Consider the following 14,045-nt stretch of genomic DNA (forward strand, 5'->3'; position numbering starts at 1 on the left):
ACAACTTCTTACGAGCGATGAGGTTCGCGATAAGCGGAGTCTCGTGGAGGGATTCGTAGTAGGCGCTCATCGGCTTGATGCCCACGGAGCACATGGTTTCGAATGCGAGTTCCACACCGGCCTTGATCATGGCGGTCATGAGAACGCCGCGGTCGAAGTATTCCTGTTCGGTGATCACCTTGTCGGTAGCTTCGACCTTTTCGAATTCGAGCTCGCCCGTTTCGCCACGCCACTTGAGCAAATCCTTGTCGCCGGCTTCCCAGTCCACCATCATGGTGCTGGAGAACTTGCCAGAGATGATGTTGTCCTGGTGTTCGCAGTAGAGCGGCTTCATGATCTTCTTCATCTTCTCGGCGAGTTCCGTGGCGCGGATCTTGGCCGGGTTGGAGAGACGGTCCATCATGTTGGTGATGCCACCGTGCTTCAGGGCTTCGGAAATGGTTTCCCAGCCGTACTGGAGCAGCTTGACCGCGTAAGCCGGTTCAACGCCGAAATCCTTCACCATCTTGTCGTAGCAGAGGATCGTGCCGGTCTGGAGCATACCGCAAAGGATGGTCTGTTCGCCCATGAGGTCAGACTTCACTTCGGCAACGAAAGAGCTTTCGAGAACGCCCGGACGGTCGGCATGGAGACCAGCGGCGTAAGCCTTGGCGTAGTCCCAACCCTTACCTTCGGGGTCGTTTTCCGGGTGCACAGCGATAAGGCAGGGCATACCGAAACCGCGAACGTATTCGCTACGGACTTCGGAACCCGGGCCCTTCGGGGCGACCATGATCACGGTGATGTCCTTGCGGATTTCCTGGCCTTCTTCGACGATGTTGAAGCCGTGGCTGTAAGAGAGGGCGGCGCCCTTCTTCATGAGCTTCATGATTGCCGGGATCACGTTGTGGTGCTGCTTGTCCGGTGTGAGGTTGCAAACGAGGTCTGCATCCGGAATCATTTCTTCGTAGGTACCGACCTTGAAGCCGTTTTCAGTAGCGTTCTTCCAGGACTGGCGCTTCTGTTCGATGGCTTCCTTGCGGAGCGTGTAAGAGACGTCGAGGCCGCTATCGCGCAGGTCAAGACCCTGATGGAGACCCTGGGCACCGCAACCGACGAACACGATCTTCTTGCCCTTGAGGGCTTCAACACCACGGCTGAATTCAGAATGTTCCATGAAACGGCAGTGGCCAATTTCTTCGAGTTGGCGACGCATAGGGATAGAATTGAAATAATTCATTTTTTGAACCTCTGTTAAATAAAATTGTTCCGGCGGAAAATGTAGTTAAAAACGCGGCCGCAAAGAGCCCCGATTTAACAGAAAATGTAAGCAAAAACGCCCCAAAAACGTCATTCTGGAGCCGAAGGCGATAGAATCCACTACAAAAGGGGGAAGCCTCCCCCTGTTTTCGGCCTCGTCTCAGCCTGCTCCGCACGCGAACAGGTCCTCGCCTTCGGCTGCGAATTGTTCGCTTAGCGGCCAGGCTATCGCCGAGTCCTACTCCACCCCCTCTCCTAGGGGGACACCCCCTAAAACCCCTGAGTTCAAGTCCTAGTCCAAACGTCATAACCTAGAAGAGAACAAAACCTTATAAAAGTAATAGTACCAATCCCAAAACATAAACTATGCTATATTACCTAAAAGAGGTCATATATGGAATCAGAAAAGAAAGAAAATACCCAGAAACGAGAGTTCCCCACCATCTGGAACACCATAGCAATCTGCCTGGAATTTCCTGCCTGTTGCGGATTTCTAATATGGATAGCTTCTCTCATCCTAAGTTTTTTTGGCATCTCTGATGAGGCGATATTCAAATATTCTCTACCTTTCGTCATCCTTCTAGCAGGCATTTTTATCTTATGGCTGATTCGGCTCACTCTATACCATGCAGAGAATGCCACTAAGGCGCTCAACGAAATCAGAGTCTTGCGAGAAGAAATCAAAGCATTGCACGAAGAACTACAAAAAAAATCCTAATCAATCTTTAATGAGGAAATTACTCTTTTTAGGTTTAAAGAAAGAACACAAATTGAACTAGTTCACCAAAGGAAATCAAGCAGGATGTCTACCGCAGATTACATAGTTTTTGGTATAACGACAGGTATTGCTGTCGGCACTGCCATATGGGGCATACTAACATTAATGTCACATAAGAAAGAATTAAAAAACGATATCAAATGTCGCAACAAAGCCAATGATATAGCAACCGAATCAAATAAAATAAAAAAAGACGAAATTCATTACAATAGCCGAATTCAGTACATCAAACATGTATTACCATTACAAAAAGAATGTCTCAACACGCTAGAAGCACTGATTGCTCTACCTATCCGGAACAACCCAGATTATTTAAATCTACGATTAAAACCTGTCGGGACAATTGAATTCGACGAGCACCAGCCCTTAGTAAGTGACAAAAAAGACGCTCCAAAAAATAATGCGCTGTATTTTACGGTTTATGACAAAATTCGAATGATGCAACCTGAAGTGGAATACTTGTTCCCCGAAGCTAAGGTCGAATGCAATAATTTTATAAAATCTATAAACGAGCTATACAAAAATGTATGGGCGTTAAAAAGCAGTAATCCACAAAAAAGAAATGCCAGCGATGAACCCGCAGCATGGGAAGAATCATCAACGGCATACATTCAGTTGCAGCAGAAAATGGTCAAAATAATTGAAACATCTATAAATCATCATATTTAGCGTCAGCAAACAAAAATTATCGCTTACACAATCGCAGACGGTACAAAACTATTTAAGTAAGGCTCTATTGCAAGCCATCACACTTTTCTATTATTTGACCATTAGATATACTTAAATGTATATCCACGGTGTTTTTTTCGTCTTCCTTTTAAAACACTGGTAATTGTTTGAGGCTTCGTTTTTAAATCCTTAGCAGCGTCCTTGATTGACGTGTAAGTTTTCATAACAGCCCCAGTTAATGGGTCACAAGCAGCAACTGGTTTTGGAATTCCACGTTGATTAGATACAGGAAACAATATATCAACCCAGCCTTGACTTCTGGCTCGTTCATAGGCTGTTTTGGAGCAACGCATAAATTCGGTACGATTATGATACTTGCTTGATTCATTTTTAATCTGATCAAGCGTCGCCCTACTCCAAGTACCATTTTTTGCCTTTTTATTCTTTAACCATACACATTCTTTATCCCACCCATATTTTCTAAGCATATTAAATTTAGATGTCGACGCTTTATATAAATCATTCCAATATTCAAACCGTTTTGCAAAATCAATACATTCCTTCTTAGACACCCTCGTTAATGTACCCAGCCCACTAAACTTCTGCTTATTTAATAAGGTCCATCCATTATTAAGATAATTCTGCATCATCATTGCTTCGTACTTACTCCCCTCTTGTGGAGATATTTGATCTGCCAAGTATTTTACAACTGGAACAGGGACTTTGATTTGATCAGCATACATACGTACACAATCCTTTGCATTATTTTGATGAGCATTATCTCGGTGTTGTTTATTAACAGTTCGTCCAATATAGGCGGTTTTTGTTCCTATAAATTCATACACATATACACAGTCTACAAAACCATTAGTGACAACTTCCTCGTTTCGTTTTAGCCATGTAAAACTAGGCAACAATTTGCGTTCGTACGCAATGTCATACATCCTTTTTGCTTGTTTACGAAATTCCGAGAGCTTCTTAAATCGCTTAGCAACCGCCCTAACATCATCATCTAAATATTTACGTTGCGCTATTGATTCACACTCATGAGTGGTTCGATAATTAAACTCTTTGGCAAATCGATCAACCCAATGGCTGTGTAATGCAGCATTATATAAGTGGCCATACTTTTTACGAAATTCAGTTTTTGATTTGCATTGGCTAGCAGCTTCATGACAACGTTCGTATGAAACATTCTTATGTTCTTTAGGCAACCAATCATCTAACCATCCGTTACGCAAAGCCTCTCTCCACGCAGCACTAAACTTTTTTTTAAATTCGTTCCTAGTATTACAAGACAATGCAGCCCTTTTGCACGATTTTTTCGTCCATTTTGCATGATATATGGTATTTGGGAAAAATTCAACAATCCACCCTTCGTTACACGATTTTTTATATGCGGAAGCATCCGTACGAGCAAATTCTGTACGAGTTTTGCACTTATTCGCAATGGATTGACATACAGCCTTATCAAGAATATTTCGACGAAATCTAGGCATAGAGAGAAGCCCCTTAGCATGTAACTATTGGTTATTATTTACTTTTCAGTTTTTCTCGCACCATTTCCTTGTTAGCAACACGTTAGACCAACATAATCAAATTTTAGCAAAAAAAACTAAGCCACGGTCTTCAGCAGTTCCCTGCCAATACGGCGGAGTTCCTCATCAATGAGTTTCTTTCTTGCCAAAGACGGTTTCTTCGTTCCATTTACGTATGCCGCAAAGAGGGGTTGAGGAATTCCCAGGCGGCGGGCAAACGCCGAGGCGTTCAGTTCAGGAAACAGCCAAAATACACGACCAATGGGATTTGTCTTTTTCGGTGAAAAAAATCCCGAAAGTTCTAGGCCCTCGTCGAGATCATCAAACCACACGCCATCGCAATCAATGCGGCAATTCTCCAGCTGTTTTCGCGTGGCCTTCCGCAGCGGTTCGTAATCGCGGATGAGTTCACGCCCGATTCGGCCGTCTTTCAGTTCAACACAAACAGCGTCTTTCTCGACCCAAAGCCTTTTTACATCTTTTTCCGAAATCTCGTTCATCCGTTCGTTCCAAGCCGTTTCTTTCTCTCCGCGCGGGCAGCCTTGATTTCGGCCTCGATTTCTTCTTCGCTCAAGTTGTCAACGCCATGTTCATGGGCCTGTTTCTGCGCCTCATTGAGGTAATAAAGCAAATCATGCCCCTTATACGTCGGAGGTGTTCCCTTCACCTCAAACGGAATTCCGTTTTCAACAAGAGCACGCTTGAAAAAGATACGCACAGCCGTGGGTATATCCATCCCAAGGCTTTCAAACAGGTCGGAAACCTGCTTTTTCAAATCTTCTTCAATCCTTATTTGCAAAACCGACATCGGCATACAGACCTCCTGCATTATCATATCAAAATATAGTCAAAATAACTGCAAAAAGCAATACTTTTGCATAGAATCGCTATTTTTCGCCCCCCTCACCAAAAAAAATTATACCATTTGGTATAATACTAAATGGTATAATTTGCAAATCTAGGCTGAACTAATGGAAACGTAATATATTCAACACCCATCATTATTCATATCAATTTTGCAACAATTTCTGCATTTTTCATACGAATAACGCAACAAAACTCACAATTTTTGCACCAATAAGGCCAAAATCGTGTTTTTTTAGCAATTTAGCACCCACTTATCCAAAAATGTCATCTGTTCGGCAGTGTGGAACCAGTGTTCGCCGCCGTCCATTACGGTCAAGGGAGCACCGATTCTCTGGGCGAATTCGCGCATCGTTTCTAGCGAGGTCAAGTTGTCATTCGAGCCGTACAGAATCTTTGTCGGGATGCGCCATTCAATCGGATTTTCTCGCACGTAGCACAGGTATTCCCACGAAAGTGTTTCGCCGAAATTCGTCGGCACCGTTTTCTTTTCGCGGAGTTCCTCTTCGGAGACTCCCGCCCATGCCATCATGTCGCAAATCAACTTTTCCAAGTTGACCATCGGCGAAATAAAGTACGCCTGTTTGACGGGCTTATCGGCTAGCGCATTCATCGAGAAGAACGCCCCGATGCTATTTGCTATAAGGGTCACTTCGCCGTAGCCCGCCGCGACAGAATCAAAATATACCGGAAATTCCTTCTTGGCATCCCACGGGGTTTCAGCCTTGTAATCAAACCCGAGAACATCGGCATCAGGGAATAAACCTTTATAATGCAGCGCCTCGTCGGCGTTCCCGCCCTTCCCGTGCACGTAAATGACAAGGCTTTTCATACCCGGCTAGTCCTTGAGGCAACGGACCGAGTAGGCATTGACCTTACTGCGGAAGGACAGGTACGCAAGGCCTCCGTCGTAGTCCAAGAACAAGTTGTACGCGTCGTCTTCATCGTCCTCGGTAGAACTCCAGAAGAACGCGCTGATGCCAGCCACGCCGATGTTGCCTTCGTAGACCCTGCCGGCAGGCAGCGCGGAAAAGCCCACGCCGTCCGTACCGTTGCCATTATGATACCAACCCGTCTGCGACTTGAGAACCTTGCCCGCATTGCTCTGACCACCCACCGCATCAAACAGAATTGCCCACTCGTCACTCGTGGGCAGGTGCCAGCCTTCGGGGCAAACGCCCTGCACCTTTGCCGGAATCGTACAGGTCTTGCCGTAACCGCAGTCCTGCGGATTGTCGGCATCGGTCGCCAGTTTCACCGAGTCAATCGCTGCCGCCCAAGTGTAAAGGCGTCCGGCCACGGCACAGTTTTTAGGTTCTTCATTGCACCAGGACCAATCGTATTTAGCATCGTCAGAACCACCCTGCCCTGGATCAAAGTTCAAGTTCTCGGCCATCCAGGTCTGGTCTCCTATCTTTACGGTCTTGTAGGTTTGTCCGTCGCGGGAGTCAGTCATGATGCCATAGGCAATATCCGGATTGAAGCGACATTCTTTGGGAATATCCCAATTCCACCTATCTTTTTCCCTTTCTTCTTCCAGAAGAGCCGAACAGTCCACATTGTCCTCGCTACTACTGGAACTTGACTCAGTTTCGCTAGAACTTGACTGCACATCAGCAGAACTGCTGGACACGCTTGTCGAGCTGGAGCTCGACTGCGGTGTGACGACTGAAGAAGACGACTCCGCGACGCTAGACGAGGACTCTGCCAAGCTACTACTGGATTCTTCGCTTGCGCTCAGAATGACGGATGAAGAACTACTCGACTTCACCGAACTCGACGAAGCATTGTCCATACTGCTGCTTGACGAACTTTCCGGTTCGCATAAAACCCAGTCACCTTGCTCACACCGTGCATAATAAGTAGGCGTGTAACCCATCGGCGAATGGGGAACCGAAAACACCATAAACCTCCACGATTGCACCTGACCTTCGTTTTCCGCATCGCATTCCCAATCGTCAGGAGCAACATAAAACTCATCACCTTCCCAATCGTCTGGAGCAGCACGAATCACATCACCTTCCGTTAGATTTTCCGGAGAAGTTGCAGAAGGTCCAGACCACTTACCATTTTCACATTTGTAAAAATCGGCATTGATTCTATACGTTCCATTCCAAGCGTCTAACGTTTCCCGGTACTGATACATTAAAAATTTACCCTCGTACTTTTTATCACAAGTACGATATTCCCCTGGATTAAAGGGTTCTTGCACAGAAGGAATTGAAGAAACCTCCTCCGAGGAACTTGAAGTGATTGCCTCAGAAGAAGAAGATTCTACACCTGGGTCATCATTCGGCCCTGCCGATGCAGACGAGCTATCGTCGTCGCCACACGCCGCGAGCGTTAGCGTCAAGGGCAATAAAAAAGCAGCTAGAGATTGCCACGTCGCCTTACGGCTCCTCGCAATGACGTTTCGCATAAGAACTCCTTCGCCTCAACGGCCTGTTATTTAATAGAAATATAACCTTTCCTACCCCACTTGTCCAGAAAGTGCGGCTTCACCCTTCAAATTTCCAGCCGCAGTCGTTGTGGTAAATCATTTGGCGGGTCATGCCGCCGTCGATGCAGATGTTTTCGCCGGTAATGAATCCGGCTTTTTCGCTTGCGAGGTAAAGCACCATGTTCGCGATGTCCAAGGGGTTCCCGACGCGGCCCGCAGGCTGCTGCGTAGCATCGGGGCCTTCGTAGGTCTTGAAATCCGTATCTATCCAGCCCGGCGAAATGGAATTCACGCGCACGTGGCCCGCAAAACTCACGGCCAGCGCATGGGTGAGGGCTGCAATCCCGCCCTTCGCCGCTGTATAGCTTTCTGTTTGCGGCTGGCTCATGCGGTCGCGACTCGAAGAAATGTTTATAATGCTCGCGCCCGACCCAAAATGCGGCGCGAAAAGTTTCGCGAGGTAGAACGGGGCCGTCACGCCGACCGCCAGCGCGTAGCTGAATTCCTCATAACTGCACTCGTCAATGCCCTTCATCAGCGGGAGCGCATTGTTCACCAGCACATCCACGTGCCCATACTTTTCGATGACGAACTGCGCAAACTTTTCAAGGACATCCTTCTTGGAGAGGTCCCCGACAAAGCAAGGGTTCTCGCGGATGTCGATATACGCGACCTTCGCGCCCTCTTTCTCGAATTCACTCACGACGGTAGCGCCAATCCCGTGCGCCCCACCCGTCACCACGACAACTTTATCTTCAAACGATTTCATGTTGGTAAATATACACTAAAATACAGCGAAGCGCGTTCAACAACTTGACACGCAAGCCGCATTATCCTATTCTTTCTGCCGATGCTCCAATTTTTCGATGTCTAAAGGAATAACATGAATATCACAAAAATAGTTTTAGGCCTTTCTGTTTCCGCAGTTCTTTGCCTTATGGCTTGCGGTGACGACAACGGGGTCTCCTGTCAGAAGCCCGTTTATTGCTACAACACAACACTGGGCACTACGGTTTGCGACGAGCGCAAAGAACACCTCATCGAGTTGAGGAACGAATTGCTGAAAATGAGCCCATACGAACCCGCGGTAATATTCGAAGACTGCGCGGATAAGTAGCGTCGCACCTTCAAGACTTAGTCAATCAAGTCGTTCTGGAACCGTGACAGGTGTTCAAACGGCAAGATTTGCCGGCCTCTGAACAGCCCGCAGCCATCGTTAATCAATTGGTTGTTGATGGCCTTGAACATGTTCACGTCGATTTTCGCAAGGTCAATTCCCTGCAATTTCACCAGGCGTTCATACGCCTCGTCAAAGTAGACGCACTCGCCGCTCGGAATCTGGTCGTGCTTGGAGCGGCGTTCCTCTTGCGACTTTTCGTAGCCAAAGTGGTTCGCCTCGCCTATCTCGGCATAATCGTCCATGTCCTTCGTACGCAATTGCACTTCCGTGTAGCAGCGCGCAAGGTTATCGTAGAAAGTGATATGCAACGACTGGTAGCCAGAACTCCTGGGAGTCGCCACCGAATCATGGTAATACGGCCTCACGGAATCCTTTAGCAAGTCGGAATGTCCGCTGTCATCCAGGTGTTTGAAAATCTCCGCCGAAAAGCCACGCTCTTCGAGAAACTCGGGCAATGCATTTGCGATTTCGTACAGGTATTTCCGTTCTACCTCGCTCCGGTCATCGCCCTTCTTTATATGGCAAACCGGCATCGAGATGACGATACGATAGGCAATCAGGTCGCGAAAATTCAACTTGCTCTTGATCTCGGCTTCGGACGGGAATGCGCCATTCTGCTTGTAATAAATGTAGATAAATTCAAGGATGTAGCCATTAAACTTTTCTTCGGCGCGAATCAGGGACTTGATGCGACCCTTGAAGGTGAAAGCAAGGAAGGGATATTCCCTTGTCATGAACTTGTAGAACTCTTTTATCCGTTGAGATTGCGAAGTCAAGAAGTCATTGTGTTCCAGCAGTTCAATAATCTGTATCAGAAAATTCGAGTGTGCAAGGTCGATGTTATTGCGAGTCTCTTTCGCACTGTTCCTGAGGTCGTTCGAATACTGGTGCAGAATCTTCAGCACCGTGTTTCCAGAGAACAGATAGTCGTTCAAACAAATCATCTTTTACCTCGTGAAGCCGAGCTTCATATAGGGGTTTACAAGGCGAAATATAAAAACGTTTTTCGCCCGTCACAGCGGATAAAACTTCTTGAAAATTTTTCTTACAAAACACTTTACACGGGATGAAAAGCACAACAAACGCTTTTACATTTTATTCATAAAAATGCATGCAGGTCTGCGAAATAATGTATATTCAAGACAGGACTTATAGTTTTAAAGCGGATGATTGAATGACTGAAAAATATAAAGGCATGACGGTAAACGAACGGCTGTATCTCGGCGGTTTTATGAACCAATTTGATGAATTCGTCCGGACAAAAAACATTGATGGAATAAAAAGCATTCTTGCCAAAGTGGAAATCACGGACGAGTCGTCTGTTCGCTCAATAATCGAAGGACTCGGATTATAATAACCAGGAAAGGAATTTTCTATGCGTTTCTATGTACCCACAGATATCTACGTTGAAAAGGACTGCGTGAAGAACCACGCGCATAACTTGCTTACGGTTGGAAAGCGCGCATTCATCATGACGGGCAAAACTTCCGCCAAGAAGAACGGTTCCTTGAACGATGTCACCGCCGTCCTGGACGCGGGCCATGTGCCGTACCAGGTTTTTGACCAGGTCGAAGAAAATCCGTCAACCGACACCGTGGGGAACGCCGCAAAACAAGCCCGCGAATTCGGGGCCGATTACATCATCGGCATCGGGGGCGGTTCCGCCATCGACGCGGCAAAAGCAGTTGCATTGCTCCTTGCAAACCCGAGCGTCGATGCGGACAACTTGCACAAGGCTCCCGAAAATCCGCTCGGCCACGTGCCCGTCGTCGCCGTTCCGACTACCTGCGGAACAGGTTCCGAAGCAACGCCGGTCGCCATCATCACGAACCACAAGATTCACCTGAAGAAGAGCATCCCGCACAAGATTTTCCCGGCGCTCGCGCTTGTCGACGGCAAGTACCTCGCCTCGGCTAAGAAGACGCTAATCGTGAACACTGCTGTCGACGCGCTCGCCCACATGGTCGAAAGCATCCTGAACGTCTATTCCAACGCGTTCAACCGCATGTGCCCGGAATACGGCCTCAGGCTCTGGGGCGAATTCAAGGACGCACTCCTCTCCGACGCCCCCGTCAATGAAAACCTTTACGAAAAACTCATGCTCACTTCGACTATCGCGGGCATGTCCATCGCGCACACGAGCACCTCCGTACCGCACGGCATGAGCTACGATCTCACGCTTCATCAGGGCATCCCCCACGGCCCCGCCGTCGGATACTTCCTTGCCGCCTACGTGGAAGTCTGCGAAAAGAAGGTCCCCGAAGATGTCAAGCGCATCTTGACACTGTTGGGCCTCGAAAGCACCGCCGATTTCGCCGCGATGCTCGACAAGCTCATCGGCAAATGCAAGGTTTCGCGCGAAATGCGTGACCAGTTCGCAGCCTCCATGAAGGCAAACCGTTCCAAACTGGACCTCGTCCCCGGCGGAATCACGCCCGAGGAAATCGACTTTATTTACGAGAAGTCGCTGGTTATAGGCTAAATCAAATTTGGTCTTCAATCGACAAATGTAGTGACTGTTGTCATATTTGTCCACAAACGGGTGTTTTTCTTGATTTTTCCCGTTTTTTGAGTATATATTTACAGAAAAGCCGCAATCGAAACGCGGCTAGAGGTGTTGTATATGGGTAATTCAAGGTTTTTCGCGGGTGCGGCACTCGGTTCGCTGCTCGCAGTCACTCCCGCACTCGCCATCGATGTTACCGTCGATGCAGATGCGGGCCTCAAGAAGATTTCGCCGTACCTTTACGGGCGAAACATCGACAAAATCAGCGACGGCAACACCGAAGTCACCGCAGACGAATCCGCATTCATCAACCAGATGCTCGATGCGGGCATTCACTTTTTACGCGCGAACAACGGCAACAACGCCACGCGCTACAACTGGCGCCACAAAATGACGGTTCACCCGGACTGGTTCAACAACGTCTACTCACACGATTGGGCGATTACCGCGCAAAAGGTTCTCGACAACATGCCGGGAGTCGACGCGATGTACGCCTTCCAGCTCACGGGCTATGCAGCAAGCAGCACCGAATACAATTTCCCCGACTGGAACTGGTATCAGGAACACGGCTCTTATCCGTCGCAGACATTCGACCTCGCGGGCGGCGGCGAAGTATCGGAAGACGGCCAGACGCTCATCAAGGCGGGCGACGCCTCGCTCTACAACATGGAATGGCCAGCCGACTCGACCGTCGCGATTATCCCACACTGGAAAGACGAACTTAAGTTCGACATGAGCCGTTTCAAGTACTGGAGCATGGACAACGAAATGGAAATCTGGCGCGGCACGCATTCCGACCTGGATTTGCCTGTCACGGGAGACTTTCTCGTTGAACGCTACATCGATGTCGCCAAGAAGGCCCGCGCCGCCTGGGGCGACATCAAGCTCACCGGCCCGGTGGTCGCAAACGAATGGTTCTGGTGCTCCGTGTCCTCGTACAACAACCAGGATAGACCCAAAGGCCCCGATCGCGATTACTGCTGGCTAGAATACTTCATCATGAAAGTTGCCGAGGCGCAAAAGTCCTCTGGCACACGTCTTCTCGATGTTTTCGACATTCACTGGTATCCGAGTGAAAAAGATTACGAATCGCGCGTGAACTGGCATCGAGTTCTATTCGACACCACCTATAACTATCCCGGAGCAAACGGGATCAAGATGGTGAACGGAGGCTGGGACAACGACAACCAAAAGGAATACATCTTCGTGCGCATCAACAATTGGCTCGAAAAGTACTTCGGCAAGGATCACGGCATTACGCTCGGCATTACCGAAACCGACCTGAACGATTCTGATCCTATGGTGACAGCGCTCATCTATGCGTCTTTCCTCGGAACCATGCAGGACAACGGTGTCGAGATTTTCACCCCGTGGACATGGGGCGACGGCATGTACGAAACGGTGCACCTGTTCAGCCGCTACGGCCATCCGAACCATGTACAGTCTACCTCCAGCAACGACTCGCTGGTGTCGGCCTACAGTTCCATCAGTAACAAGGGCGATTCGCTCACGGTCATCTTCGTGAACCGCGCAGAGAAGGACGCCCAGGACGTGAACCTCAGCCTCGCGAACTTCGCCTCCGATGGAACGGTCAAAACGCTCACCCTGCAGGGCCTCAAGGGCGAAACATTTGTTTCTCATACAGAAAATGCGCTACAGGCAGGGACAGCCACTGCCGCCGGCAACAAGGTTTCGCTCAAGCTCCCGGCAAAGTCTATCACCGCAGTGCTGCTCACTACGGCAAATCCGAAGCAGGGCGTGGTTTCTGCGGACAAGAGGCCCACCGGCAACCTGCTGCACCGCAGAAACGGGAGCTGGTTCATCGACAACGACGCAGGCCACGTGCACAGCATAAGCGTATTCAACAGCCGCGGCCAAAACGTATTGCAAGTGGAGCACCCCGCCCGCGGCAGCATACACCTCGCCGGCGAAACTCTCGGCAAGGGCGTTTTCGTCGTGCGTGTCAAGAGCGCAGGCGGCATGCAAATTCAGAAAATCGATGTGAAATAAATTATATTTCTGTCAGGATTACAGCAAAGGATTCTGACATGAAAAAACTCATACTCACCATGGCCGCCACCCTCGCGCTTCTCGGCTGTGCACAGATTGACGAAACGGAACGCGGCGTTGTTCTCCAGTTCGGCAAGTACAGCGAGACGTTCGAACCCGGCCTCAACTTCTACAACATTCTCACCAAAGAAATTGTCCGCATCCCCGTCAGCACGCAACTCGAAGCCGTCAAGATTGAATCCGGTTCGAAGGACCTGCAGACCGTCTACGTGGGCACGAACGTAAACTACCACGTTGACCCGCTGAACGTCGACAAGATTTACTCCAAGTACGGCACCCGCTACGTTTCCACGGTTCTACAGCCCAAGATCAAGGAAACCATCACGGGCATCACCCCGCAGTACGTTCCCGAAGAGATGCTCCAGAAGCGCGAAGAAATTCGCAGCCGCATGGAATCGGCACTCAAGGCCAAGCTCGATTCCGCGGGCGCACATATCGTCATCGACGGTTTCACCATCACCGAATTCCAGTTCAGCCGCGCCTTCAACGAGGCCATCGAGGCCAAGCAGGTGCAGGAGCAGGAAGCGCTCAAGGAAAAGAACATCAAGATCAAGATGGACTACCAGAACGAGCAGCGCGTCGCGAAAGCAAAAGCAGATTCAGCGGTCATCGCGCTCCAGATGGAAGCCCTCAAGAAGCAAAATGGCAAGGAATACCTGATGCTCAAGTGGATCGAGAAGTGGGATGGCAAGCTTCCGCAGGTAAATGGGAACGATAAAGTCATTCCGATGATTAATATGCAGTAAAAAATATGTTATATT

At 48.8% G+C, this 14,045-nt stretch carries 14 protein-coding genes; 6 read left to right on the forward strand and 8 right to left on the reverse strand.

Annotated features, from left to right (window positions below):
* On the reverse strand, window positions 1-1,219 hold a 1,219-nt coding region (gene ilvC / locus B2310_RS11830; RefSeq protein ID WP_290731872.1), incomplete at its 3' end, for a ketol-acid reductoisomerase.
* A 414-nt stretch (window positions 1,220-1,633) separates the two neighbouring features.
* On the opposite strand from ilvC, the gene B2310_RS11835 reads away from it, so the two are divergent.
* Both B2310_RS11835 and B2310_RS11840 read left to right on the forward strand, forming a co-directional pair.
* A complete protein-coding gene (locus tag B2310_RS11835; RefSeq protein ID WP_290731875.1) occupies window positions 1,634-1,957 on the forward strand; it encodes a hypothetical protein in 324 nt (107 codons plus the stop codon).
* Window positions 1,958-2,041: 84 nt separating this feature from the next.
* Window positions 2,042-2,686: a hypothetical protein gene (locus B2310_RS11840; protein ID WP_290731877.1), complete on the forward strand. Its 645-nt coding sequence runs from the start codon at window positions 2,042-2,044 to the stop codon at window positions 2,684-2,686.
* 101 nt (window positions 2,687-2,787) lie between these two features.
* Here the strand turns inward: B2310_RS11840 and B2310_RS11845 are convergent, their stop codons facing one another.
* The 7 genes from B2310_RS11845 to B2310_RS11875 form a co-directional block, all read right to left on the reverse strand.
* Window positions 2,788-4,185: a hypothetical protein gene (locus tag B2310_RS11845; RefSeq protein WP_290731880.1), complete on the reverse strand. Its 1,398-nt coding sequence runs from the start codon at window positions 4,183-4,185 to the stop codon at window positions 2,788-2,790.
* 116 nt (window positions 4,186-4,301) lie between these two features.
* Complete coding sequence (locus B2310_RS11850) at window positions 4,302-4,724, reverse strand: DUF2442 domain-containing protein (protein WP_290731883.1); 423 nt, start codon at window positions 4,722-4,724, stop codon at window positions 4,302-4,304.
* Entirely contained in the window at window positions 4,721-5,038 is a 318-nt protein-coding gene (locus B2310_RS11855) for a type II toxin-antitoxin system RelB/DinJ family antitoxin (RefSeq protein ID WP_290731886.1), read from the reverse strand. The genes B2310_RS11850 and B2310_RS11855 overlap by 4 nt, the downstream gene beginning before the upstream one ends.
* Before the next feature lie 285 nt (window positions 5,039-5,323).
* Window positions 5,324-5,920 (reverse strand): alpha/beta hydrolase, encoded by a 597-nt coding sequence (locus tag B2310_RS11860; protein WP_290731889.1) that lies wholly within the window; start codon window positions 5,918-5,920, stop codon window positions 5,324-5,326.
* 6 nt (window positions 5,921-5,926) lie between these two features.
* Complete coding sequence (locus tag B2310_RS11865) at window positions 5,927-6,883, reverse strand: fibrobacter succinogenes major paralogous domain-containing protein (RefSeq protein ID WP_290731892.1); 957 nt, start codon at window positions 6,881-6,883, stop codon at window positions 5,927-5,929.
* Between the two features lie 703 nt (window positions 6,884-7,586).
* The gene (locus B2310_RS11870; RefSeq protein ID WP_290731895.1) at window positions 7,587-8,297 is read right to left on the reverse strand and encodes an SDR family NAD(P)-dependent oxidoreductase; all 711 of its coding nucleotides are present in this window, start codon (window positions 8,295-8,297) and stop codon (window positions 7,587-7,589) included.
* Window positions 8,298-8,662: 365 nt separating this feature from the next.
* On the reverse strand, window positions 8,663-9,652 hold the full coding sequence (locus tag B2310_RS11875; RefSeq protein WP_173382363.1) for a guanosine polyphosphate pyrophosphohydrolase: 990 nt from the start codon (window positions 9,650-9,652) through the stop codon (window positions 8,663-8,665).
* A 230-nt stretch (window positions 9,653-9,882) separates the two neighbouring features.
* On the opposite strand from B2310_RS11875, the gene B2310_RS11880 reads away from it, so the two are divergent.
* From B2310_RS11880 to B2310_RS11895, 4 genes are all read left to right on the forward strand, one after another.
* The gene (locus B2310_RS11880) at window positions 9,883-10,062 is read left to right on the forward strand and encodes a hypothetical protein (protein ID WP_173382364.1); all 180 of its coding nucleotides are present in this window, start codon (window positions 9,883-9,885) and stop codon (window positions 10,060-10,062) included.
* 21 nt (window positions 10,063-10,083) lie between these two features.
* The gene (locus B2310_RS11885) at window positions 10,084-11,190 is read left to right on the forward strand and encodes an iron-containing alcohol dehydrogenase family protein (protein ID WP_290731901.1); all 1,107 of its coding nucleotides are present in this window, start codon (window positions 10,084-10,086) and stop codon (window positions 11,188-11,190) included.
* Window positions 11,191-11,331: 141 nt separating this feature from the next.
* Window positions 11,332-13,224, forward strand: a complete 1,893-nt coding sequence (locus B2310_RS11890; protein WP_290731904.1) for a glycoside hydrolase family 44 protein — start codon at window positions 11,332-11,334, stop codon at window positions 13,222-13,224.
* Window positions 13,225-13,262: 38 nt separating this feature from the next.
* Window positions 13,263-14,030 carry a prohibitin family protein gene (locus tag B2310_RS11895; protein WP_173365326.1) on the forward strand — a complete coding sequence of 256 codons (768 nt, stop codon included), beginning with the start codon at window positions 13,263-13,265 and terminating at the stop codon, window positions 14,028-14,030.
* Window positions 14,031-14,045: the final 15 nt, after the last annotated feature.

It is taken from the genome of Fibrobacter sp. UBA3629 (genome assembly GCF_002374005.1).
Lineage (GTDB): Bacteria > Fibrobacterota > Fibrobacteria > Fibrobacterales > Fibrobacteraceae > Fibrobacter.